This is a genomic window from Actibacterium sp. 188UL27-1 (assembly GCF_016901225.1).
In the GTDB taxonomy this organism is placed as follows: domain Bacteria; phylum Pseudomonadota; class Alphaproteobacteria; order Rhodobacterales; family Rhodobacteraceae; genus 188UL27-1.
The window spans coordinates 1-23,979 of the sequence record NZ_JAFEUL010000009.1; the positions used below are offsets into that span (position 1 = coordinate 1).

Below are 23,979 nucleotides of genomic sequence, written 5' to 3' on the forward strand. Positions count from 1 at the left end.
GCCTGGAAATCGCCGAAATACTTCGTGATCGCCGCCGTCAGCGTCGTCTTGCCATGGTCAACATGCCCAATCGTCCCAATGTTAACGTGCGGCTTGTTGCGCTCAAACTTTTCCTTAGCCATCTGGCCTCTCCTCTTGTCTTTCTAACGGTGCGTGCAAGCACGCACCCTACCGGGGTGTAGGATGCGTGGTCGCCCACGCACCGCGTGCTATGCGTATTTCGCCTGGATCTCGTCGCTGATATTCTGCGGAACCGGGTCATAATGGTCGAACTGCATCGTAAACTGCGCGCGACCAGAGGACATGGAGCGCAGGGTATTGATGTAGCCGAACATATTAGCCAGCGGCACGAAGGCGTCGATCGCGATGGCGTTGCCGCGGGTATCCTGGCCCTGCACCTGCCCACGACGGGAGGTCAGATCACCAATGATGCCACCGGTATACTCGTCAGGCGTCACCACCTCGACCTTCATGATCGGTTCCAGCAGCTTGGCACCAGCTTTCTTCATCGCTTCCCGCATCCAGGCACGTGCGGCAATCTCAAATGCCAGAACGCTCGAGTCCACATCGTGGAACTTGCCATCGATCAGCGCGACCTTGAAGTCGATCACAGGAAAGCCAGCCAGAGGGCCACTATCCATGACCGATTTCACGCCCTTTTCGACACCGGGAATATATTCCTTGGGCACGGCACCACCAACGATGCGGCTCTCGAAGCTGAACCCTTCGCCCGCCTCGGTCGGAGTGATGATCATCTTGACCTCGGCGAACTGACCGGAGCCACCCGACTGCTTCTTGTGCGTGTAGGAATGCTCAGCCTCGCGAGAAATAGTCTCGCGATAGGCCACCTGAGGCGCACCGATGTTTGCCTCAACCTTGAATTCACGCTTCAGACGATCAACCAAGATGTCGAGGTGAAGTTCGCCCATCCCTTTCATGATCGTCTGACCAGACTCCAGATCGGTTTCAACGCGAAAGGACGGATCCTCGGCCGCCAAACGCTGCAGACCGGTGGACATCTTCTCCTGGTCGGCCTTCGTCTTGGGTTCAACCGCAATCTCGATCACCGGATCGGGGAAAGTCATCGTTTCCAGAACGACTGGGTCGTTGACCGCGCACAACGTGTCACCGGTCGTCGTGTCCTTCAGACCCGCAAGTGCGATGATGTCACCAGCAAACGCTTCGGCAATCTCTTCGCGGTTATTCGAGTGCATCATCATCATGCGGCCCACACGCTCTTTCTTCCCCTTGGTAGAGTTGAGCATCGTTTCACCCTTGGTCATGGTACCCGAATAGATCCGGGTAAAGGTCAAGGAGCCTACAAAGGGGTCGTTCATGATTTTGAACGCAAGGCCAGAGAATGCCATGTCGTCGTCCGCACGACGTGGGATGTCACGGGTTTCCGTCTCGTCGCCCGGCTTAAAGCCCATGTAATCCACCACATCCAGCGGGCTGGGCAGGTAGTCGACAACAGCGTTCAGTAGCGGCTGCACACCTTTGTTCTTGAAAGCCGATCCAGCCAGGATGGGAATGAAAGACATCTCAAGTGTACCGGCGCGGATCAAACGGCGTAGGGTCGGCACATCAGGCTCCGTACCTTCGAGATAGGCCTCCATGGCGTCGTCATCCATTTCGACGGCCATTTCGATCATCTCATTGCGCATCTCATTGGCTTTGTCCGATAGTTCGGCACGGACCGGACGCAACTCCCATGAGGCACCCAGATCTTCGCCAGCCCACACCCATTCCTGCATGGTGACGAGGTCGATGATGCCTTCCAGTTCGGTCTCAGCGCCGATCGGCAATTGAACCGGGCACGGACGCGCTCCAGTACGATCCGCGATCATCTCAACACAGTTGAAAAAATCGGCGCCAATCTTGTCCATTTTATTGACAAAGACGATGCGCGGCACTTTGTACCGGTCGGCTTGACGCCACACGGTTTCTGTTTGTGGCTCAACACCAGCATTGGCGTCTAGCACGGCGACCGCGCCATCAAGAACAGCCAGCGAACGCTCCACCTCAATGGTAAAGTCCACGTGGCCCGGCGTATCGATAATATTCAAGCGATGCTTTTCGGTATCCGGTGTCTGGCCATCCTCGGTCCGCTCCCAGAACGTGGTGGTCGCAGCGGATGTGATCGTGATGCCACGCTCCTGTTCCTGCTCCATCCAGTCCATGGTGGCCGCACCGTCATGCACCTCACCGATGTTATGCGACTTCCCTGTGTAGTACAGGATCCGCTCCGAGCAGGTAGTCTTGCCTGCATCGATATGGGCCATGATCCCAAAGTTGCGGTAGCGTTCGAGGGGGTATTCGCGTGCCATTGGCTCGGTCCTCAGGGGGTATGGAGTGGGTTACCAGCGGTAATGACTGAATGCTTTGTTCGCATCGGCCATTTTGTGGGTATCTTCGCGTTTTTTCACAGCTGTACCGCGCGAGTTGACGGCATCGACCAGTTCACCGGCCAGGCGCTCTTCCATCGTGTTCTCGTTGCGCTTGCGAGCGGCGATGATCAACCAGCGGATGGCCAGAGCCTCGCGGCGCTCCGGACGCACATCAACCGGCACCTGATACGTGGCACCACCCACGCGGCGCGAGCGGACCTCGACCGACGGTTTGATATTTTCCAGCGCTTCAGTGAAGACCTCAATAGGCGAGCGCTTTAGTTTCCCTTCAACGCGATCGAACGCGTTGTAAACAATGCGCTCGGCGGCAGATTTCTTACCGTCGACCATCAGGTTGTTCATGAATTTGGTCAAAACCTTATCGCCAAATTTGGCGTCAGGCAGGACTTCGCGTTTCTCGGCGGCGTGACGACGTGACATCCGGCTTTCCTCTTACTTGGGGCGCTTGGCGCCATATTTCGACCGGCGCTGCTTACGATCTTTGACACCTTGGGTATCCAAAACACCGCGCAAAATATGGTAGCGCACACCAGGAAGGTCTTTCACCCGACCACCGCGGATCAACACAACCGAATGTTCCTGCAGGTTGTGGCTTTCACCGGGGATGTAGCTGATCACCTCAAACCCGTTGGTCAAACGCACCTTTGCCACTTTCCGCATGGCCGAGTTCGGCTTTTTCGGTGTGGTTGTGTAGACACGCGTGCAAACACCGCGTTTCTGCGGGCAGGATTCCAAGTGCTGCGACTTGGACCGTTTAATTTTTGGCTGTCGCGGTTTGCGGATCAGCTGTTGGATCGTCGGCATTCAGGTGTCGTCCCCGTTTGGCTCATACATATTTGGCGCACGTACTGCGCCCGGTTCGAGTGTCGATCGCGTGTCGCGCGTCCGCAAAACGCAAAAACCGCGGGCGGCCCCATGATCGCAGGACCGGCGCGGTGGAATTCCAGAGGATCGAGGCGTAGTGCCCGGATCTTGACCACTTTAGTTCTGTAAACTGGCCGCACCCATGAGATACCCCGGGCGGCTAAGTGGGCGTCCTATACGGAGAGTCGCATGGGCTGTCAACAGCACTTAACGGATCCTTCCCCAAAGCATTTGGGCGCAGACACGTCCTGCTATCTTGCGTGCATTTAGCTACGCGCCAAAGTCCTTTCCCTGAAAAAGGCAAAAAGCCCGGTCCCTACGACGATAGACGCCCCGATCAGCGTTAGGGGATCAGGCCAATCACCAAAGACAACAAGGCCAAGACCAAGCGCCCAAACCAACCCGGTATAGCGGAATGGCGCCACAAATCCGATATCACCCACTCTCATGACCATCACGCTAAAGAGATACGCAAAAACCACCGATACCGTTGATCCGGCCAGCAGCCAGCCAGCCTGCATGGTAACCGGTCTCCAAGACTCCGGTGACACCGAGCTGGCCAACGCCGCTGCCACCGTGACCCCGGCCGAACCAACAACAGCCATCGTCAGCGATGGCACCGTCGCTCCAACCTTGCGTGTGGCGATATCGCGGGCCGTGACGCATACAACAGCGATCAATGCATAGATCGCAAAAATATCGAAACCGTCCGTCCCGGGTCGCACGATCAATAGGACGCCGATCAGACCGATCAGAATGGCGCTCAACCGACGCCACCCTATAGCCTCTTTGAAGAACACGGCCCCTGCCAGCGTGATAACCAACGGCGCTGACTGCAGGATGGCCGTCGCATTGGCGAGCGGAACATTGAACAGCGCAGTGAGAAAGAAGTAGGCAGCGGCAACCTCGCTGACCGTCCGGAGGGCGATGAACCGCCAATCCCGCGCGCTCTGTTGCAACGTCAAGCTGCCCAAGGCTATGGCAATGCCGGTCAGACACAGGGTCGACGCGACCCCTCGCAAGGTCAGGATTTGTGACAAAGGCAGCTGTGCTGACAGCACCTTAATAAATGCGTCGTTCAACGTAAAAGCTGCCATCGTTGCGGTCATAAGGACGGCGCCGCGCGTATTGTCTGCCAGTGTTGTCACGCCGAAATACCAGGTTGCCGTCACGGAAACGGAATTTATTTACCATTTGTGCCTTATTGTCACCACATGATCGACGCAACAGCTCGAAAAACATTGAGTGAGTATTTTACGCGATTCCTCGCGTAACAGCGTAGGACGAGTGCATGGTGCAAAGATCCGCCAGCCTTTGGCGTATTTGCCTGCTGTTTATTGCCTAGTCTGAAATCATCACAGCTGTGTTGCTTGCAATGCAGTATCGAAACACGGCCCATGACGCGACAAATTTTGCTTTGCGAGATGTAAGGTCTCAAAAACGCGGCCCGAACCGAAGAGGACCCAAAGAATGAAGCTTGTTGGCACCCGTGAATTCGCTCAAGGATCCATCCCGGTGGAAGTGAAGGGTAGCAGCTACAACTCATCCACGAAAACATGGGTCGTGCGTGACAACGAAGGGTTGTTTAATGCTCTGCGGTATTCCAACGGCGGCGAAGAAATCAAGCTGGCTCAAAGCGATGAACCCTACAAGCTTCATATCGTTAAGAAATTCTTTCCAGACGGCATTGTCACGCTGTCCTCACTCAATTCCAATAAGCCCGCTGTATTTGGCGCAATCCGGCTAGACCAAGTCAACAATTTACATTTTGATAATGTTAAATTTGAGTCGCATCACAATGGAAAGCAAGCCGGGTATCACCAAATTTTCATAAAAGATACCAAGAATGTTGTAATAAAAAATTCCGACTTCGACGGTGCTGCCAAAGGTATTGTAGGCAGTGGTGACCCAAATATCGTTAAGGGCATTCGGCTGGCTGACATTCGTCATTCAGAGGATTTCCAGTTTACCGGGAATACCGTAACGGGATACAATCACGGGCTGTATTTTCGGGACGCAAAAGATGCGATCGTAAAGAATAACGACATCTCGAAATTGCAAGGCGACGGCATTCGGATGGTCGATATCAATAACATGCTGATTGAGGGCAATCACATCCATGACTTTATCGGGTCAACTTACAACGTAACGCATCTGGATATGATCCAATTGTGGTCAACCGGAGCGAAAACCGCCTCCAAAAACATCTTCATCCGGGACAATATCTTGGACTCCGGATCAGGCGCCGGCACCCAGACAATCCATATGCGCAACGAGTCTGTCGATTTGGGGCGAGAAGGTCGTGATTTTTACTACCAGAACATCGTGATCGAGGACAATACGATCAAGAATGGTCATATCCACGGCATCCATATCGGGGAAGTTGACGGTCTTAAGATCAAGAACAACGACTTGAGCGTGAACGCGGACACGCCCGTGATTGGCCGGGCAACGGCAGACGGATATGAATTGGCCAAGATACACACGCCCAAGATCACGATCAGTAAGAAAGCCAAGAACGTTGAACTGGTAAACCAGAGCGACGACATCCGCCGCATTCCTGACAAGGCCAAAGTCACGGAAAACACAAATGATCAAAAGGCCGAATACAATCCGCCCAAGCCTTCCGCAAAGACTGATCCGGACCCAGCGCCCGCGGGCGACAGAAACGACAAGCTGTTTGCTGAGAAAAACGGTAGCCGTTTGGATGGCGGCGGCGGAAATGACCAACTGATCGGATATGGTGGTGATGACTACCTCCGCGGTGGCGATGGTCGCGACAGCATTCGAGGCGGTGGTGGCGATGATACGCTGGTCATCGATACACAGGACCGCTGGCTCCAGGGCGGGCGCGGTAAGGATCAGGCGAAACTGGATGATGAAGGTACCTTCGATCTGAGCAAGGCCTTTTTCCATTCCATTGAACAATTCGATATGCGCAATGGCGAAGACAACGAGCTTGTATTGGATTTCGGCGACCTGCGATCAACGGGCGAATTGTTCGTTGTTGGCGACAAGGGCGACCTCGTCACAATCGATACCAGTTTTGGGAGGGTGCAAAACCACTTCAGGACTGAGGAGGTCGAGATCGGCGGGCAAGACTTCACCCATTACCACGCCAAAAAGGGGACCTGGCTGGATGTGGACCTCTATGTCGCAAGCAATTTAGACGTCGAAATCATCTAAGTCACTGTGAGTTTTTTGCCGCTCGCAGCGGCACAGTAAGCCGCATCTTTAATGAGCACTCACATGCGCGAAGTGAAAGCGCGTCCATTCGCGCTTTCAGCTCAACTCGAGTGATACGTTATCTGAACTCAGGACCTAAGCAACCGCCGCCCCAATCGACGCACATGAACGGCGGGGGCACGGCCCCATACGGGCCCGGCTCCGCCGCCCTGGCCCAACGGATCTGCACAGCGGCTTGCCCGCGTCGGCAAATCGGGCGGGAGCTCCCTTCCCTCGGAAATACATTTCCAGAAACGAAAAAACCCCGGCTTTGACCGGGGTTCTTTGTAACGCAGATCTCGCCAGCTTTATTCGCGGGCCTCCGGCGTATCAACCATCAAGTTGTCAAATGCATCGCCACCGACGACGTCACCTTCCGCAGGCGCCATAAGCGCAGCAGCGGCTTGCGCCTCTTCCTTGCGCTGTTCGATCACCTTGCTGTCCCGCTCGGTTGCGATGCGGCGCACGCGTTGCGTGGCCCCGCCCGTACCCGCTGGAATCAGGCGCCCAACAATCACATTCTCTTTGAGGCCGACCAGTTTGTCGCGCTTGCCCTGGACCGAGGCTTCGGTCAGAACCCGCGTGGTCTCCTGGAACGACGCCGCCGAGATGAACGATCGGGTCTGCAACGATGCTTTGGTGATGCCCAGCAGGATCGGCTCGCCCGAGGCCGGACGGCGACCATCAGCCAGCGCCTTGTCATTGGCCGCGTCGAACTCTGCCTTGTCGACATGTTCCCCCTTCAGCAGCGTGGTCTCACCGCTGTCCAGGATCTCCCACTTCTGCAGCATCTGGCGCACGATCACTTCGATATGCTTATCGTTGATCTTCACGCCCTGCAGCCGGTAGACGTCCTGCACCTCGTTGATCATGTAATCGGCTAGGGCCTCAACCCCCATGATCGACAGGATATCGTGCGGCGCGGGGTTACCATCCATGATGTAATCGCCCTTTTGCACGAAGTCGCCTTCCTGCACCGGGATGTGCTTACCCTTGGGCACCATGTATTCCACCGGTTCCATCGTCTCGTCCGAGGGCTCAATGCTGATCCGGCGCTTGTTCTTGTAGTCGCGTCCGAATTTCACGTAGCCGTCGATCTCGGCGATGATAGCGTGGTCTTTGGGCCGGCGTGCCTCGAAAAGTTCGGCCACACGCGGCAGACCACCGGTGATGTCCTTGGTCTTGGCGCCTTCCCGCGGGATCCGGGCGACAACGTCACCGGCCCGCACATCAACCCCATCCTCAACCGACAGAATGGCATCCACCGACATCGGATAGGTGACCGGATTGCCCTGATCATTTCGTACCGGCTCGCCATCGCGGTCCAGCAGGATAATCTCGGGCTTCAGGTCATTACCCTTGGGGGCCGCTCGCCAATCTGTCACGATCTTCTGTGTCATGCCGGTGGCATCGTCAGTTTCTTCTCGCACAGCGATACCGCTGACCAGATCCACGAACTTCACCATACCCGCCTTCTCCGCGATGATCGGCAGCGTGTAGGGATCCCATTCGAACAACTTATCACCACGGGTAACGGCCTGATTGTCGGTCACAAAGACCTTGGAGCCATAGCTGATCTTGTGGCTGGCCCGCTCCGTCCCGTTCTCATCGATGATTGCGAGTTGCATGTTGCGGCCCATCACGACCTGTTCGCCTGCGGCATTCGCCAACAGGTTCGCATTGCGGAACTCGATCTTACCATCCTGGCTGCTTTCCTGGAACGACTGCTGACCACCCTGGGCCACGCCGCCGATGTGAAATGTCCGCATCGTCAGCTGCGTGCCAGGTTCACCGATGGATTGGGCCGCGATGATACCGACGGCTTCACCGATGTTGACCTGAGTACCACGCGCCAGGTCACGGCCATAGCAGGTGGCACAGATGCCATCGTCAATTTCGCAGGTCAGCGGCGACCGGATCAGCATCGAAGCAACATCTGCTGCCTCGATCATGTCGGCCTTACGCTCATCGATCAGTTCATTGCGGCTGACCAGCACCTCATCAGTGCCCGGACGCAAGACATCCTCTGCCGCAACCCGGCCCAGAATGCGCTCGGACAAGGACGAGACGACTTCACCGTCGCTCACCGCTGCCTCGGCCGTGATCGACTTGTCGGTGCCGCAATCCTGAACACGCACGATGCAATCCTGCGCCACGTCCACCAGACGTCGGGTCAAATAACCCGAATTCGCCGTCTTCAACGCTGTATCCGACAGACCCTTCCGGGCGCCGTGGGTCGAGTTGAAGTATTCAAGGACGGTCAGACCTTCCTTAAAGTTCGAGATGATGGGCGTCTCGATAATCTCACCCGATGGTTTGGCCATCAGGCCGCGCATCCCGCCCAGCTGCTTCATCTGCGTGACAGAACCACGGGCACCGGAATGCGCCATCATGTAGACCGAGTTCGGCTCCATTTCGGCACCGCTCTCGTCCTTCCGCTTGGCCGAGATGGTATCCATCATGGCATCGGTGACCTTGTCGTTACATTTCGACCAGGCATCGACGACCTTGTTGTACTTCTCACCCTGGGTGATCAGGCCATCCATATACTGCTGTTCGAAATCCTTTACCTGGTCGCGGGTTTCATCCACGATGGGCCACTTGGTTTCAGGGATAACCATGTCGTCCTTACCGAACGAGATGCCGGCCTTGAACGCCTCCCGGAACCCGATCGTCATGATCTGATCGCAGAAAATGACGCTCTCTTTCTGGCCACAATAGCGATAGACGGTGTCGATGACGCGCTGGACGTCCTTCTTCCTCAACAGGCTGTTGACCAGATCGAACGGCGCTTTGGCATTGAGCGGCAGCAGCGCCCCAAGACGAGCACGGCCTGGCGTGGTCTCGAACCGCTTGGGATATTCGTTGCCTTCCGCATCGATCTGCGGGATGCGGCATTGAATCTTGGCGTGCAGATGCACTTCGCCAGCATTCAGTGCATGCTCCACCTCTTCGACCGAACCAAAGATCATACCTTCGCCTGGCATGCCGTCCCGTTCCATCGAGATATAGTAGAGGCCCAGGATCATATCCTGCGATGGCACGATGATCGGTGCGCCGTTGGCGGGCGACAGAACGTTGTTCGTCGACATCATCAGGACGCGTGCTTCAAGCTGCGCTTCCAATGACAGCGGCACGTGAACGGCCATCTGATCTCCGTCGAAATCGGCGTTAAAGGCCGAGCAGACCAGCGGGTGAAGCTGGATTGCCTTGCCTTCGATCAGCACGGGCTCAAACGCTTGGATGCCAAGGCGGTGCAAAGTCGGCGCCCGGTTCAGCATCACCGGGTGTTCGCGGATCACCTCGTCAAGGATATCCCAAACTTCGGGACGTTCCTTCTCCACCAGCTTTTTGGCCTGCTTCACGGTCGAAGACAGTCCCTTCGCCTCAAGCCGGGAATAGATGAACGGTTTGAACAGCTCTAGCGCCATCTTCTTGGGCAAACCGCATTGGTGCAGCTTCAGTTCCGGCCCGGTCACGATGACCGAACGGCCCGAGAAGTCGACCCGCTTCCCCAAAAGGTTCTGACGGAAGCGACCCTGCTTACCTTTCAGCATATCGCTGAGCGATTTCAGCGGACGCTTGTTCGCGCCGGTGATGACCCGACCACGCCGACCGTTATCGAACAGTGCATCAACGGATTCCTGCAACATCCGCTTTTCATTGCGGACGATGATATCCGGTGCGCGCAATTCGATCAGGCGCTTCAGACGGTTGTTCCGGTTGATCACCCGGCGATACAGATCGTTCAGATCCGACGTCGCGAAACGACCACCGTCAAGCGGCACCAGCGGGCGCAGTTCTGGCGGGATAACGGGCACGACCGTCATAACCATCCATTCCGGGCGGTTGCCGGACTCCAGGAAGTTTTCGACGATTTTCAGGCGTTTGATGATCTTCTTGGGCTTCAGCTCACCCGTTGCGACCTTCAGCTCTTCGCGCAGGGTTTCGGCCTCGGACTCGAGGTCGATCTGGCTGAGCATTTCGCGGATCGCCTCGGCGCCGATATTCGCGGTGAACGCATCCGTGCCATAGGTGTCCTGGGCATCCATGAACTCTTCTTCGGACATCAGCTGCCCGTAGTTGAGGTCGGTAAGGCCCGGTTCGATCACCACATAGTTTTCGAAATAGAGGATCCGCTCAAGATCGCGCAACGTCATGTCCAGCATCAGGCCGATGCGGCTCGGCAACGACTTGAGGAACCAGATATGCGCCACGGGGGCGGCCAGCTCGATATGGCCCATCCGCTCGCGACGGACCTTTTGCAGCGTGACTTCCACACCACATTTCTCACAGACAACGCCGCGATACTTCATGCGCTTATATTTGCCGCACAGGCATTCATAGTCTTTGATCGGGCCAAAGATCCGCGCGCAGAACAGGCCGTCACGCTCGGGCTTGAACGTGCGGTAGTTAATCGTCTCGGGCTTTTTGATCTCACCGTAAGACCACGACAGGATCCGCTCCGGCGAGGCCAACGAGACCTTGATCTCGTCAAACACCTTGGGCGGCGTGAGCGGGTTAAACGGGTTGTTGGTCAGTTCCTGGTTCATCGGGCGTCCTTTCCAGGCTCTTTGCATTCATAGAAGGTGGCACGGCGATAAGAGCGCCACCTCATGGGAATTTCTGGTGTGCCTTGCAATCTCCAGACTTGCCGGATGTTGCGGTGCTTCGGCGGCGTTGTGGCCTTTCGACCAATGTGCAAACCCGCGGGGCAAATTGGTTCGTTTAAATTTGCCCAAGTTTCTTCTGTAAATACGAAGAAACGTTGGCTTTGTTGATCGTACACAGTGCCTCCAGCGATCTTTTGAAACCCGGCCAAGGATGCCGTGGCTACAAGAGCCACGGCCAACCTCACTCATCCACCTCCGCATCGAGGAGTTCCATGTTGAGGCCGAGGCCGCGCACTTCCTTGACGAGGACGTTGAACGATTCCGGCACGCCGGCCTCGAAATTGTCCTCACCCTTGACGATGCTTTCATAGACCTTGGTGCGGCCCGCAACGTCGTCGGATTTGACCGTCAGCATCTCCTGCAGGGTGTAGGCGGCACCGTAGGCTTCGAGGGCCCAGACCTCCATCTCACCAAAGCGCTGACCACCGAACTGTGCCTTACCGCCAAGCGGCTGCTGAGTAACAAGGCTGTAGGGCCCGGTCGAGCGCGCGTGGATCTTGTCATCCACCAGGTGATGCAGCTTCAGCAGGTACTTGACGCCGACGGTGACCTGACGGGCGAATTTCTCACCCGAACGGCCATCGAACAGATCCGATTGGCCCGACGTGTCAAAGCCCGCACGGGTCAGCGCGTCATTGACATCAACCTCCTTGGCGCCGTCAAAAACCGGCGTTGCGATCGGCACACCGCGCGTGACATTGCCGGCGGCCTCAAGCAACTGATCCTCGGACATGTCGCCGATCGCCTCGTCATAGACGTCGTCGCCATAGGCGATCCGCATCGCATCACGCACCGGGGTCATGTCGCCAGACCGGCGATATTCACCCAACGCATCGTCGATCTTGATCCCCAGACCGCGCGCGGCCCAACCCATATGGGTTTCCAGGATCTGCCCGACATTCATACGTGACGGCACACCTAGCGGGTTCAGCACAAAATCAACGGGCGTCCCGTCCCCGAGGAAAGGCATATCCTCCATCGGCACGACCTTGGAGATGACACCCTTGTTGCCGTGACGACCGGCCATCTTGTCACCGGGCTGCAGCTTACGCTTCACCGCGATGAACACCTTGACCATCTTCATCACACCGGGTGGCAGATCGTCACCACGGCGGACCTTCTCGACCTTATCCTCGAACCGCGCTTCAAGGGCACGTTTCTGCGCCTCATACTGCTCGTTGAGAGCCTCGACGATCTGAGCATCGGATTCTTCAGCAAGCGCCAACTGCCACCATTGCCCTTTGGACAGCGACGCCAGCAGATCTTCGGAAATCTCGGAGCCGGATTTGATACCTTTCGGCCCTTTGACCGCCGTTTTGCCCAAGATCAGAGTCTTGAGACGCGCGTAGATGTTGCGATCCAGAATGCCTAGCTCGTCATCCCGGTCACGGGCGAGGCGCTCGACCTCTTCCCGCTCGATCTGCAAGGCACGTTCATCCTTTTCCACACCATGGCGGTTAAAGACGCGGACCTCAACCACTGTACCAAAATCACCCGGTGGCAGACGCAAGGACGTGTCACGCACATCGCTGGCCTTTTCGCCAAAGATAGCGCGCAGCAGTTTCTCTTCCGGGGTCATGGGGCTTTCGCCTTTGGGGGTGATCTTGCCCACAAGGATGTCTGCCGGGCCGACCTCAGCGCCGATATAGACGATGCCCGCTTCGTCGAGGTTGCGCAAAGCTTCCTCACCGACATTCGGGATATCGCGCGTGATCTCCTCAGGGCCCAGCTTGGTGTCCCGTGCGGCTACTTCGAATTCTTCGATATGAACGCTTGTGAACACGTCATCGCGCGCCACCCGTTCCGAGATCAGGATCGAGTCCTCGTAGTTGTAGCCATTCCACGGCATGAACGCGACAACCACGTTCTTACCCAAGGCTAATTCGCCAAGATCCGTGGAGGGACCGTCCGCGATAACCTCGTTCTTGGTCACCGTGTCGCCCACCTTCACCAGCGGACGCTGGTTGATACAGGTGTTCTGGTTCGATCGCTGGAATTTGCGCAAACGATAGATATCAACGCCGGGATCACCTGGTTCCATATCCGCCGTTGCGCGTACAACGATCCGCTGGGCATCGACCTGGTCGATGATGCCCGCACGTTTGGCCATGATCGCAGCACCACTATCCTGGGCCACAATGCCTTCGATACCGGTGCCCACAAAGGGCGCATCGGCCTGCAAAAGCGGCACAGCCTGACGCTGCATGTTCGAGCCCATCAAGGCGCGGTTGGCGTCATCATTTTCCAGGAACGGGATCAAAGATGCCGCGACCGAGACAAGCTGCTTGGGCGACACGTCGATCAGGTCAACAGTGTCGGGATTTTGCAACATGTATTCGCCCGACTGCCGGGTGGAGACCAGATCGTTGATGAACTTGCCATCATCGTCCAGCTTGGCGTTCGCCTGGGCCACTGTATGCCGCATCTCTTCGGTTGCGGACATGTATTGGACTTCATCCGTCACCTTGCCCTCGATCACCTTGCGGTAAGGCGTTTCGATAAAGCCATATTTGTTTACGCGCGCAAAGGTTGCGAGACTGTTGATCAGACCAATGTTTGGTCCTTCTGGCGTTTCAATCGGGCACATCCGACCATAATGGGTCGGGTGCACGTCGCGTACTTCAAAGCCCGCGCGCTCGCGTGTCAGACCTCCTGGCCCAAGCGCAGAGAGACGGCGTTTGTGGGTCACCTCTGACAATGGGTTGGTCTGGTCCATGAACTGCGACAGCTGCGAAGAGCCGAAGAATTCACGCACAGCCGCGGCAGCAGGTTTGGCGTTGATCAGATCCTGCGGCATCACGGTGTCAATCTCGACACTGCTCATCCGTTCCTTGATCGCACGTTCCATCCGCAACAGGCCGACACGGTACTGGTTCTCCATCAATTCCCCGACCGAGCGAACACGACGATTGCCAAGATGGTCGATATCATCGATGTCGCCGCGGCCGTCACGCAGTTCCACCAACGCCTTGATGCAAGAAATGATGTCTTCCTTACGCAGCGTCCGCTGGGTGTCTTCGGCATCCAGATCCAGACGCATGTTCATCTTGACCCGGCCCACGGCGGACAGATCATAGCGCTCGCCATCGAAGAACAGCGTATTGAACAACGTGCTGGCTGCCTCGACGGTGGGCGGCTCGCCCGGGCGCATGACGCGGTAGATATCCATGAGCGCAGTGTCGCGGTTCATGTTTTTATCGTTCGCCATCGTGTTGCGCATGTATGCGCCGACGGTCACGTTATCGATATCAAGCACCGGAATGTCGGTGATCCCGGCATCCATCAGTTCCTTGAGCGTACCGCCAGAAACTTCACCGTCTTTGTCGGTTTCCCAGGTCAGCTCATCGCCGGCCTCGACAAAGATCGCGCCGGTAGATTCATCGATGATATCCTTCGCTGCGAAACGGCCAACGATCTGGTCGAATGGCAGCAAAAGTTCGGTCACTTCACCTTCATCGATCAACTTTTTGACGGCCCGGGGCGTGACCTTTTTGCTGGCTTCCGCAATCACATCGCCGGTTTTTGCATCGACAAGATCATAGGCGGGGCGGGTGCCACGCACACGCTCGGGAAAGAACTTGGTGACCCAACCCTTGTTCTTTTTGTATTTGAAATCGACCGTGTCGTAATAGGCATCCATGATGCCTTCCTGATCCAGCCCCAATGCATAAAGCAGGGTGGTGACAGGCAGCTTCCGACGGCGGTCGATGCGCGCAAAGACCAGATCCTTGGCATCGAATTCGAAATCCAGCCAGGAACCGCGATAGGGAATGATCCGGCAAGCGAAGAGCAGCTTGCCCGATGCATGGGTCTTGCCCTTGTCATGGTCAAAGAACACACCTGGGGACCGGTGCATCTGGCTGACGATCACCCGCTCGGTCCCGTTCACGATGAACGTCCCGTTCTGTGTCATGAGGGGCATGTCGCCCATGAAGACGTCTTGTTCCTTGATATCCTTAACCGATTTGGCGCCGGTATCTTCGTCGATATCAAAAACGATCAGGCGCAGGGTTACCTTCAGCGGGGCGCTGTAGGTCATGTCGCGCTGCTGGCACTCCTCGACATCGTATTTCGGCTTTTCCAGATCGTATTTCACGAATTCAAGGACAGCTGTCTCGTTGAAATCCTTGATCGGGAAAACCGACTGGAACACGCCCATCAGGCCTTCACCGTCCAAAGGGGTCGGGCCATCGCCGGATTTCAGATACAGATCATAGCTGCTTTTCTGGACCTCGATGAGGTTCGGCATATCCAGCGCTTCGCTGATTTTACCATAATATTTGCGGAGTCGTTTCTGGCCGAGAACGGATTGCGCCATGGGGTCTGTTCACCTTTCGCCTGTTGCCGCATGTGGCCCTTGGGACAGGGGGCCACGCGTGGCTCACGAATAAAGGGGGTCTGGATCTATTCGTGCAACCGTCCCACCGATTGCTCCCGATCCTGTAACCGCGCCTTAGAAAGGGCTTTGTGCAGATGCCTGCAAAGCCCTTTCTAAGACAAGGCTGGCAGGAAACGGACCTTGTCCGCTTCCTGCCAATTTATTCAGCAAGCTGCCGCTTACTTGAGTTCAACCTCGGCGCCAGCTGCTTCCAGCTTGCCTTTGATCTCTTCAGCTTCTTCCTTCGAAGCCTGCTCCTTGACGGCCTTACCACCGGCTTCAACCAGCTCCTTGGCTTCTTTCAGGCCAAGACCGGTGATCGCGCGGACCTCCTTAATGACGTTGATCTTGGAGGCGCCGGGCGACTTCAGGATCACATCAAATTCGGTCTGCTCTTCGGCAGCTGCACCGCCAGCGTCGCCGCCAGCCGGACCAGCCATCATCACCGCGCCACCAGCGGCGGGCTCAATGCCGTATTCGTCTTTAAGGATTGTCTTCAGTTCTTGTGCTTCGAGAAGCGTCAGTCCAACGATCTCTTCCGCCAGTTTTTTCAGATCAGCCATTTGTCTGTTTCCGTTTCCTAAGATGTGTTCCAACGCGTGTGGTACAACCCCACGTCGGCCTCATGATGTCACGCAGCCTCGGCGCGCTCCTCGATGGTGCTGAGAATGCTCGCGATGTTGCTCGCAGGTGCGCCAACGGCCCCGGCAATGTTCGAAGCGGGTGCGCCGATGCAACCGGCGATCGAAGCAATAAGCTCCTCGCGCGACGGCATCTTCGACACGGCTTCCACACCGGCCCGGTCCAACGCGTTCTCACCCATTGCGCCGCCAAGAATTTCAAACTTCTTGTTATCTTTGGCGAAATCCTCGGCCACCTTGGCTGCTGCCACGGGATCCTCGGAATAGGTCAGAACGGTCATACCCGTCAGGAATTCTGCGATAGAGGCGCAAGGTTTTCCATCCAGGGCGATTTTGGCGAGCCTGTTTTTGGCAACACGCACAGATCCCCCAGCATCGCGCGCGCGACCCCTGAGATCCTGCATCTCGGCAACCGTGAGACCTTCGTAATGGGCAACCACAACGACGCCAGAGCTTTCAAAGATCTGGCCGAGCTCGTCGACCAACTTCTCTTTCTGGGCTCTATCCACAGTTTCACTCCAATCAATGGGGAATATCCCCGGCTCGTGTCACCGGGCCACTTACAAAAGGCCCGGCATCGGGTCCTTACGGGTCCGCCACAATCGCCCCCGTAGAACCCTGCGGGCCTCTAGGAAACTGGTTGGTCCCGTCTCGGGCAGGAATTATGGCGAAGCCACCCACCGTCTCGGACGAATCAAATGATGACACCGGAAAACCGGGCCACCATCAGAGAATGGGCGTATACCGGTGCTCGTCATGAATGTGAAGCGTTAACTTGGTTTACGGACCCTCGATCTCCAGACTCCCCTCCATATCAGCCCGGCGTGATCCCAAGCTGCGTCCGAAAGGCCGTTGTCGGATGTGATTGGGACGAAATGCCGACGGCGACGGCAATGTTGGCCAATGTCATGCTGCTGTGCTGGATGACGTGACGATGCGGGGAGTGTCCAGTCGCCCTGCGTAACCCGGACCGATAGGCGAATGATGCCCATATCAAGGATGCGCGCGGCCTCCCGATCATCACGGAACAGCTCAACTGACATGTCTAATTGATTAGGCACGTTTGGTAAAAAAATCATCAAGCTCTTCATTTTCAATATAGAAAGCTGAATTATGGCGAAGAGTTTCGACGGGTTTTGAAAAGGCCCGTCAACTTCAATATACAGCTTACAAAGCCTTCGGCCTGACACCCCCAAGATCAGCAAATGGGGACAGACCATGCAAAATGCATTCTCTGCACGCAGTTGCTGCGCATGACATTCGTCATCTTCTCTGCACCATTCGACTAACAGACGAAACCTTGGAGGCCACCGGAAGCCCCGATGTGATAGGCCGTGCCCGGCGGATCATGCGCGCAGTCGGTCGCGCACGACCCTGTCCAATACCGGGCAAGCCGGGTCGTCGCCCATGGTCCTGGTCCGAAAAATCCTTTGCGACTTTGTCGATCAAATGACGTTGATAAACAGTGTCAGCTTAGTTGTGGATTGCCCTGCCGATTTATGCGGACAGATTGCTGCGAGTGCGACCTTTCGCGCTTTATTCAATCGGACGTCGAATGCACTGGATGCCATCGCCGGAGGCGGTGGATCTAAGGTGACATCGCGGGTCAGGACTTCGGTAACGGGGACGTACCAGTCAAGCGGTTTTGCGCAGAATGATTGATCCGCCAAAGCTGTTGAGCTGTAACTTTACGCGTCCATCCTGCGAGCTGTCGTGACTTTGCGCAGAGATCCTTGGGGTACATGCTTCGGTTCGTGGTCAGCGCCATGGCTGCCAACATGATGCGGATTCGATGTAGTTCCGATGTACCCATCTCATAGGCGTGCTTGACAGATGTCAGCGACTGTCCTGACCAGGGCATCATCGGAACCACGTCCCTGGGAGACCTCGAAAGCCTGCCATCAGACAGGCAATGGATGGATCCGAATGTGGCTAGACAACCATTTGTGCTGCTTTTGACTGGAAGGTTGTGCCATCGACCCAAATCCGATGGAGGATGACAGCAATGCGGCGTGCGAGGGCAACCATCGCGACTTTACGACCACGCTGCTGCGCGAGTTGTGCGCCCCATGTTCTCAGCCAAGTCGAACGGCCACGGTTCATCATGACGGTTGCGGCCTGGCACAAAGCTCGCCTGAGATTGAAATCACCAGCCTTTGTAATGCCTCCAGACACATCTCGTTCGCCCGACTGGTTGCGCGAAGGGGTCAGACCGACCCAAGGACCGATCCTCTTCGAAGACCGAAAGCGCGTCGGATCATCAACGGCGGCGCGGAACGTTAATGCCACGACTGCACCGATCCCCGGCATCGTCATGAGGCGACAGCAAACCGGATCGTCCTGAGCGAGCTGACGCACCTGTTTTTCAAGGCCCGCAAGCTCTTGCCGCAAGGAGGCTCTGGCACGCAGTATTGGTGCTGTAGCGATTTCCAGCATGAGGTTGCCTTCTGCCAACTCCCGGATGCGGGCCTCAAACTTACCGCGAGAGATCGCGCCAACCTTCAAGCCGAAGTTCCGCAGCAGTCCTCGCAACGACATTTCCAAGGCGATCATGTTTTGCTGGATGGCCTTTCGGGCACCGAGCACCGCGCGCGTTTCCTGCGCGGAGACCGACTTGCAGTGAACTGGACGGAACCAACCGAGGTGAAGAAGGCGGGCAATTCCCTCGGCATCTCGTCGATCCGTCTTGATCGGCATCGCCTTCAGAGCGCCCTTCACCTGCCGCGTTTCCATGAGCACCGTCTCCAGGCCAGCCTCGACCAAGCCACGGTGTAGCCATTGCGACAGCGGCCCGGCCCCCAGGCCGATCGCCGCGACATGGCCGTCCAAGTCTTCCAGCCAGCGCGCTAGAGTCTCCGGTTCGCTTTCAGTCTCCGACTCTTTGAAGATCTGACCATGCTCGCTGACCAAGCACACTGCTGTTTTCGCCAGCGACACATCCAATCCTACAAAAAGCTTCATCCCGTCATCCTCCATTTGATTTCAATACGCGAATGGCGACAGCCCGGCGCTGATCTGACCAGTGGTAACGGCGGTGCGTGACGCAGGCCCCGTTACAGCATCTCTGGACACACGTCTTACATTGGCCGTGAAAGATGATGGCCCAAGCATCGAAAACACCATTCATCGGCACCAATGTGCCAATCCGCACGCCCCCAAATCAACCGGGCTAGGTCTGCCAACCGTGCGAACCCTCGCGCGGGATATGGGGATATCTTCGCCATGGCCGAACGGGAGATAAAGGTACGGTATTCGCGGTGGTCCTCCCGCTGAATGGACCGCCCTTGATCGATCCGAACCCTTCGAAAGCGACCATACCTACCGATACGCCATACGGCTGAGGAGCGGTGTATTAGCCAACAATATAATGGCTAACAGAAAAGGGCGGCCCCAAGGACCGCCCTGCCTTGAGATGCAAACAGGATCAGCTTCCGCCGGTTGCGCTATCTACCGCAATCGAAACACCAGGCCCCATGGTTGAGCTGAGCGCCACTTTCTTCATGTAGGAGCCTTTGGCACCCGATGGCTTGGCCCGGGCCACAGCGTCGCAAAAGGCGCGCACATTCTCGACCAGCTTGGCCTCGTCAAAGCTTGCCTTGCCAATACCGGCATGGACCACGCCAGCTTTCTCAGCCTTGAACTGAACTTCACCACCTTTCGCGGCGGTGACGGCAGCGGTCACATCCGGCGTCACAGTACCAACCTTGGGGTTTGGCATCAGATTACGTGGGCCCAAGATCTTACCCAGGCGCCCGACGATGGGCATCATATCGGGTGTTGCGATGCAGCGATCAAACTCGATCGTACCGGCCTGAATGGTCTCCATCAGGTCTTCGGCACCCACGATGTCTGCACCGGCGGCCTTGGCTTCATCAGCCTTGTCGCCACGGGCAAAAACCGCAACCCGCATGGCTTTGCCTGTGCCGTTGGGCAGCGTGACATTACCGCGAACCATCTGGTCCGCATGGCGGGGGTCAACGCCCAGGTTCAACGAAATCTCGACAGTTTCGTCAAATTTCGCCTTGGCGTTACCCTTGACCAAGGCCACAGCCTCTTCGACGGTGACATCCGACTTGCCTTCAAATGCAGCGCGGGCCGCTTTCGTGCGTTTTCCAAGCTTTGCCATGACTTATCCTTTCACCTCGATACCCATCGACCGGGCAGAACCCAGGATGATCTGCATCGCAGCCTCGATGTCATTCGCGCTCAGGTCTTTCATCTTTGCTTCCGCGATCTCACGCACCTGCGCCGCGGTCACGCTACCAGCCACTGCACGGCCTGGTGTGTTTGAACCGGATTTCAACTTCGCCGCCTTTTTGATGAAATAAGACGCAGGTGGCGTTTTGATATCCATAGTGAACGACTTGTCCACGTAGTAGGTGATCACGGTCGGGCATGGCGCACCAGGCTCCATATCCTGAGTCTTGGCGTTAAACGCCTTGCAGAATTCCATGATATTGATCCCGCGCTGACCCAGGGCAGGGCCTACGGGTGGCGACGGGTTGGCTTGCCCGGCGGGCACTTGCAGCTTCATCGAGCCGGCAACTTTCTTGGCCATCTGGCCTCTCCTTCATGTCAATGACCCCAAGGCGCATGGCCTCTCGGTCAAATTGCCGTGGTCTGGGTGACCCCTCCCACGGATTTGCGACAGGCAAAGCCTGCCGTGAGGTAGGTTTTCAACCCACCCCTCGCTCAGGTCTCTTTCGAAACCTGGGTGAATTCCAATTCAACAGGTGTAGCACGGCCAAAGATCGACACGGTGACCTTCAGGCGCTGGTTGTCGTCATCGACGTCTTCAACCATACCGGCGAAACCTTCAAAGGGCCCGTCCGTTACAGTGACCTGCTCGCCCACTTGATAGGTGATCAATGAGCGCGGCGCTTCGGCACCTTCTTCCACCCGGTTCAGGATCTGGTTCACTTCGGCATCGCGCATGGGCATCGGACGACCCTGCGGACCCAAAAACCCCGTTACGCGGTTAATCGAGTTGATAAGGTGGTACCCCTTGTCCGACATCTCCATACGAACCAGCACGTAGCCTGGCATGAACCGTCGCTCAGCCGTTACCTTCTTGCCGCGCCGAACCTCGATCACCTCTTCGGTGGGTACCAGAACCTCTTCGATCTCATCTTCCAGACCGGCAGCGATCACATCCGTGCGGATTTGTTCAGCGATCTTCTTCTCAAAGTTCGAGAGGACGCTAATCGAATACCACCGCTTCGCCATCTTGCCTACAGCCTTCCCAGATCGACGCATCACGCGCCGGGATTTCATCGATATCAGCAGCGCGTGGCCACCCCACCAACAAAAATCGGCGTGCGACTCGGTTCGTTGCACGCCAATATCGTTGAAAGTGCACGGGTATTACTGTCATGACCGTGCGTTGACAAGAGCGGATGCGGCTTTTGCATCGTTACCGCGCCGCCAAGAAAAATGGCAGAAACGTTTTTACAACCGCGTCCGGATTTTCTTCCATGATGAAATGACCGGATTGACATGTGGCCGTAGTAAGGTCATCTGCCCAAGCGCGCCACATCTCGGCAGGATCGCCCGTCCGCATCGGAAACCCATCCTCCGCAGCCAGAAAACAAATCGGCATCGGCAATTTTCGACCCGCTGCCTGATCCTCTTCATCGATCCGCCAGTCGGTGCTCGCCCCAGCCCGGTAATCGGCACACATGGCGTGCAAGCGAGTGGGATCCTCGGCCTGTGCCCGGTAGCTGATCAAAGACGGCTCCGGGAAATCCGATAAAGTTCCGTGTCCTGTCCAACTGGCAAGCGTCCAATCGATGTATCCAGTTGGATCCGCTCCGATCATCCGCTCTGGCAAGGGTGAAGGCTGGGCAAGAAAGGTCCAGTGATACGCCTTCATCGCCAAACTTGCATGCCAATTGGCCCAGTAATCCGCCGTTGTCGCAATTTCAACAATCCCTAGCCGTGACACACGGCTAGGGTGATCCAGAGCCATCCGGTACGCCACCCGTCCACCGCGATCATGTCCGAGCACATGGGCCTGCTCCAGATTCAGCGCATCCATCAAGCCTACAATATCCTGCGCCATGGTCCGCTTGGCATAGACAGTATGATCACTGTCATCCGGGGGCGCATCGCTCTCCCCGTAACCGCGCAAATCCGGAACGATCACGTCGAAACGCTCAGCAAAGTGCGGCGCGACCTTGGCCCAACAGTGATGGTTCTGCGGATATCCGTGCAGCAATATCAATGGAACGCCTGCACCACCCCGATGGACCGATAGGCGGACGGCACCCGTATCAACCATTTGATGATCAAACCCAGACAATGCCATGCGTGCCGCTCCCCTGCTATTGTTCAATCCTGTCAGATTGCGCGGGCAAACGCACATCCCTTTGCGGGATATCCCAAAGAATGGGCCGCTGGCGATAAGGTACGTATAGCGGATGGCGAGGATGGCCATCCTTGGTCAATCCCAGATGATGCAATTCAAAAGTCGACCGCAACAAATCGGCGACCCGGCTGCCCGCCCCCAGATGCACACCATGCACGCCCCATCCACACAGGATCACATCCCCCCAACGGGCGGCTTCCATCAAGACGGCGTCATTATCCGTTCCCACGGGATGTTCCGCGCGGCGCAATGCGGCAGGATCGGTTTCCCGCCATGCAAAAAGGTTGCAGACCCGAAATGCGGCAAAGCCCAAGGCGACGGCCCGCCTCTCGCAGCGCTCGATCGTCGGATCATTGGCCAGTTCCGTCGCCTTGGACGGGTTCAGCATGATATAAGTTAGGCCCGGTCCATCGGACCAACGGCGTGTTAGGTCATAGCGGTATCGCTCGCATTCGGAATACCGCGCGGTTGAGATCTTTCCGCCAGCCTTGTGCCGTCGTTCGATCATGGCCGTTGTAAATTAAAGACCCGTTTGGGGTGCAATTGCCCGGCGCGATAGACCCCCACGGCGACGGGCTGCCCCTCGAAAGAGGCCCAGGCGGTGTCGCCATATTCAACATCGCCAGCGTCAAGCACCATCCCGGGATTGCCGTTGCGCAGCCTCACGGCACCTTCCGCGGTACAACGCAGTTGAGGCATATCGGACAAACCCTCTTCAATCGGGCGAAGCCATGCGTCAATCTCCGGGGTCCGTGCCTGCGCCTCCAACGTGTCAAGATCCAGCGCGTCATCCGCCTCGAATGGGCCGGACCAGATACGGCGTAGGGTTGTTACATGACCCAAAGCCCCCAATGCCTCGCCCAGATCGCGGGCGATCGAACGGACGTAACCGCCCTTGCCGCATTCCATCTCGAACGTCGCGTGATCAGGATCGGGACGTTCGACAAGGTCGAGCCGTTCGACCCAAAGCGGGCGCGCCTCCAACTCGAAAACCTCTTGGTCTCGCGCCAGATCATAGGCCCGGGCACCATCTACCTTCACGGCAGACACTTTGGGCGGAACTTGCATGATCTGGCCGCGAAATTGCGGCAGAGCGCTCAGGATCGCAGTATCATCGGGGCGCGTATCGCTTGAGGCGACAACTTCGCCTTCGGCATCGTCGGTCGATGTCGCCTTCCCAAACCGCATGGTGAAACGATACGCCTTCATGGCATCTGTCACATATGGCACAGCCTTCGTTGCCTCGCCCAAGGCGATGGCCAAAACACCGGTCGCTGCCGGATCAAGCGTCCCGGCATGGCCCGCTTTCTGGGCCTGGAACGCCCATCGAACCTTGCCGACCAGCGCCGTGGACCCGATCCCAGCTGGCTTGTCCAGGATCACCCAACCCGAAATGTCACGTCCCTTGCGCCGCCGTGCCATG

18 protein-coding genes are annotated in these 23,979 nt (G+C 56.9%); 1 reads left to right on the plus strand and 17 read right to left on the minus strand.

What is annotated here, in order from left to right; genetic code table 11:
• The 5 genes from IU397_RS12930 to IU397_RS12950 all read right to left on the minus strand — a co-directional run.
• Window positions 1-122: GTP-binding protein (locus IU397_RS12930; RefSeq protein ID WP_239479786.1), on the minus strand; the 122-nt coding region annotated here is incomplete at its 3' end.
• A gap of 87 nt (window positions 123-209) precedes the next feature.
• Window positions 210-2,327, minus strand: a complete 2,118-nt coding sequence (gene fusA, locus IU397_RS12935; protein ID WP_204414167.1) for an elongation factor G — start codon at window positions 2,325-2,327, stop codon at window positions 210-212.
• A gap of 30 nt (window positions 2,328-2,357) precedes the next feature.
• Window positions 2,358-2,828, minus strand: a complete 471-nt coding sequence (gene rpsG / locus IU397_RS12940; protein WP_204414170.1) for a 30S ribosomal protein S7 — start codon at window positions 2,826-2,828, stop codon at window positions 2,358-2,360.
• A 12-nt stretch (window positions 2,829-2,840) separates the two neighbouring features.
• Complete coding sequence (rpsL, locus tag IU397_RS12945) at window positions 2,841-3,212, minus strand: 30S ribosomal protein S12 (RefSeq protein WP_204414172.1); 372 nt, start codon at window positions 3,210-3,212, stop codon at window positions 2,841-2,843.
• A 326-nt stretch (window positions 3,213-3,538) separates the two neighbouring features.
• Window positions 3,539-4,444 carry a DMT family transporter gene (locus tag IU397_RS12950; protein ID WP_370541679.1) on the minus strand — a complete coding sequence of 302 codons (906 nt, stop codon included), beginning with the start codon at window positions 4,442-4,444 and terminating at the stop codon, window positions 3,539-3,541.
• 298 nt (window positions 4,445-4,742) lie between these two features.
• On the opposite strand from IU397_RS12950, the gene IU397_RS23715 reads away from it, so the two are divergent.
• Window positions 4,743-6,458 (plus strand): right-handed parallel beta-helix repeat-containing protein, encoded by a 1,716-nt coding sequence (locus IU397_RS23715; protein WP_204414174.1) that lies wholly within the window; start codon window positions 4,743-4,745, stop codon window positions 6,456-6,458.
• A gap of 347 nt (window positions 6,459-6,805) precedes the next feature.
• Here IU397_RS23715 and rpoC read toward each other — a convergent pair whose 3' ends face one another.
• From rpoC to truB, 12 genes are all read right to left on the minus strand, one after another.
• Window positions 6,806-11,050, minus strand: coding sequence for a DNA-directed RNA polymerase subunit beta' (gene rpoC, locus IU397_RS12960; protein ID WP_204414176.1), 4,245 nt, complete (start codon window positions 11,048-11,050; stop codon window positions 6,806-6,808).
• A gap of 301 nt (window positions 11,051-11,351) precedes the next feature.
• Window positions 11,352-15,488, minus strand: coding sequence for a DNA-directed RNA polymerase subunit beta (gene rpoB, locus IU397_RS12965; protein ID WP_204414178.1), 4,137 nt, complete (start codon window positions 15,486-15,488; stop codon window positions 11,352-11,354).
• Between the two features lie 239 nt (window positions 15,489-15,727).
• Window positions 15,728-16,111 carry a 50S ribosomal protein L7/L12 gene (gene rplL / locus IU397_RS12970; protein WP_204414180.1) on the minus strand — a complete coding sequence of 128 codons (384 nt, stop codon included), beginning with the start codon at window positions 16,109-16,111 and terminating at the stop codon, window positions 15,728-15,730.
• Between the two features lie 68 nt (window positions 16,112-16,179).
• On the minus strand, window positions 16,180-16,698 hold the full coding sequence (rplJ, locus tag IU397_RS12975) for a 50S ribosomal protein L10 (protein ID WP_204414182.1): 519 nt from the start codon (window positions 16,696-16,698) through the stop codon (window positions 16,180-16,182).
• Window positions 16,699-17,003: 305 nt separating this feature from the next.
• The gene (locus tag IU397_RS23910) at window positions 17,004-17,210 is read right to left on the minus strand and encodes an AraC family transcriptional regulator (protein WP_370541680.1); all 207 of its coding nucleotides are present in this window, start codon (window positions 17,208-17,210) and stop codon (window positions 17,004-17,006) included.
• 911 nt (window positions 17,211-18,121) lie between these two features.
• Window positions 18,122-19,150 (minus strand): IS110 family transposase, encoded by a 1,029-nt coding sequence (locus tag IU397_RS12985; RefSeq protein ID WP_204414186.1) that lies wholly within the window; start codon window positions 19,148-19,150, stop codon window positions 18,122-18,124.
• A gap of 463 nt (window positions 19,151-19,613) precedes the next feature.
• The gene (rplA, locus tag IU397_RS12990; RefSeq protein ID WP_204414188.1) at window positions 19,614-20,315 is read right to left on the minus strand and encodes a 50S ribosomal protein L1; all 702 of its coding nucleotides are present in this window, start codon (window positions 20,313-20,315) and stop codon (window positions 19,614-19,616) included.
• Window positions 20,316-20,318: 3 nt separating this feature from the next.
• A complete protein-coding gene (gene rplK, locus IU397_RS12995) occupies window positions 20,319-20,747 on the minus strand; it encodes a 50S ribosomal protein L11 (RefSeq protein ID WP_204414190.1) in 429 nt (142 codons plus the stop codon).
• A 134-nt stretch (window positions 20,748-20,881) separates the two neighbouring features.
• Window positions 20,882-21,415, minus strand: coding sequence for a transcription termination/antitermination protein NusG (gene nusG / locus IU397_RS13000; RefSeq protein ID WP_204414192.1), 534 nt, complete (start codon window positions 21,413-21,415; stop codon window positions 20,882-20,884).
• Window positions 21,416-21,602: 187 nt separating this feature from the next.
• Entirely contained in the window at window positions 21,603-22,496 is an 894-nt protein-coding gene (locus IU397_RS13005) for an alpha/beta fold hydrolase (RefSeq protein ID WP_204414194.1), read from the minus strand.
• 16 nt (window positions 22,497-22,512) lie between these two features.
• Window positions 22,513-23,064 carry a DUF1643 domain-containing protein gene (locus IU397_RS13010; RefSeq protein WP_204414196.1) on the minus strand — a complete coding sequence of 184 codons (552 nt, stop codon included), beginning with the start codon at window positions 23,062-23,064 and terminating at the stop codon, window positions 22,513-22,515.
• Window positions 23,061-23,978, minus strand: coding sequence for a tRNA pseudouridine(55) synthase TruB (gene truB, locus IU397_RS13015; protein WP_204414198.1), 918 nt, complete (start codon window positions 23,976-23,978; stop codon window positions 23,061-23,063). Before truB ends, IU397_RS13010 begins: the two co-directional genes overlap by 4 nt.
• Window position 23,979: the final 1 nt, after the last annotated feature.

Excerpts from the sequence above, each read along its gene's own strand:
- rpoC (WP_204414176.1), bottom strand. The coding sequence starts at position 11,050 with ATGAACCAGGAACTGACCAACAACCCGTTTAACCCGCTCACGCCGCCC.
- rpsG (WP_204414170.1), bottom strand. The coding sequence starts at position 2,828 with ATGTCACGTCGTCACGCCGCCGAGAAACGCGAAGTCCTGCCTGACGCC.
- IU397_RS13005 (WP_204414194.1), bottom strand. The coding sequence starts at position 22,496 with ATGGCATTGTCTGGGTTTGATCATCAAATGGTTGATACGGGTGCCGTC.
- IU397_RS12985 (WP_204414186.1), bottom strand. The coding sequence starts at position 19,150 with ATGAAGCTTTTTGTAGGATTGGATGTGTCGCTGGCGAAAACAGCAGTG.
- rplK (WP_204414190.1), bottom strand. The coding sequence starts at position 20,747 with ATGGCCAAGAAAGTTGCCGGCTCGATGAAGCTGCAAGTGCCCGCCGGG.
- IU397_RS23910 (WP_370541680.1), bottom strand. The coding sequence starts at position 17,210 with ATGATCGGGAGGCCGCGCGCATCCTTGATATGGGCATCATTCGCCTAT.
- rpsL (WP_204414172.1), bottom strand. The coding sequence starts at position 3,212 with ATGCCGACGATCCAACAGCTGATCCGCAAACCGCGACAGCCAAAAATT.
- rplA (WP_204414188.1), bottom strand. The coding sequence starts at position 20,315 with ATGGCAAAGCTTGGAAAACGCACGAAAGCGGCCCGCGCTGCATTTGAA.
- fusA (WP_204414167.1), bottom strand. The coding sequence starts at position 2,327 with ATGGCACGCGAATACCCCCTCGAACGCTACCGCAACTTTGGGATCATG.
- IU397_RS23715 (WP_204414174.1), top strand. The coding sequence starts at position 4,743 with ATGAAGCTTGTTGGCACCCGTGAATTCGCTCAAGGATCCATCCCGGTG.
- truB (WP_204414198.1), bottom strand. The coding sequence starts at position 23,978 with ATGGCACGGCGGCGCAAGGGACGTGACATTTCGGGTTGGGTGATCCTG.
- IU397_RS13010 (WP_204414196.1), bottom strand. The coding sequence starts at position 23,064 with ATGATCGAACGACGGCACAAGGCTGGCGGAAAGATCTCAACCGCGCGG.
- rplL (WP_204414180.1), bottom strand. The coding sequence starts at position 16,111 with ATGGCTGATCTGAAAAAACTGGCGGAAGAGATCGTTGGACTGACGCTT.
- rpoB (WP_204414178.1), bottom strand. The coding sequence starts at position 15,488 with ATGGCGCAATCCGTTCTCGGCCAGAAACGACTCCGCAAATATTATGGT.
- nusG (WP_204414192.1), bottom strand. The coding sequence starts at position 21,415 with ATGGCGAAGCGGTGGTATTCGATTAGCGTCCTCTCGAACTTTGAGAAG.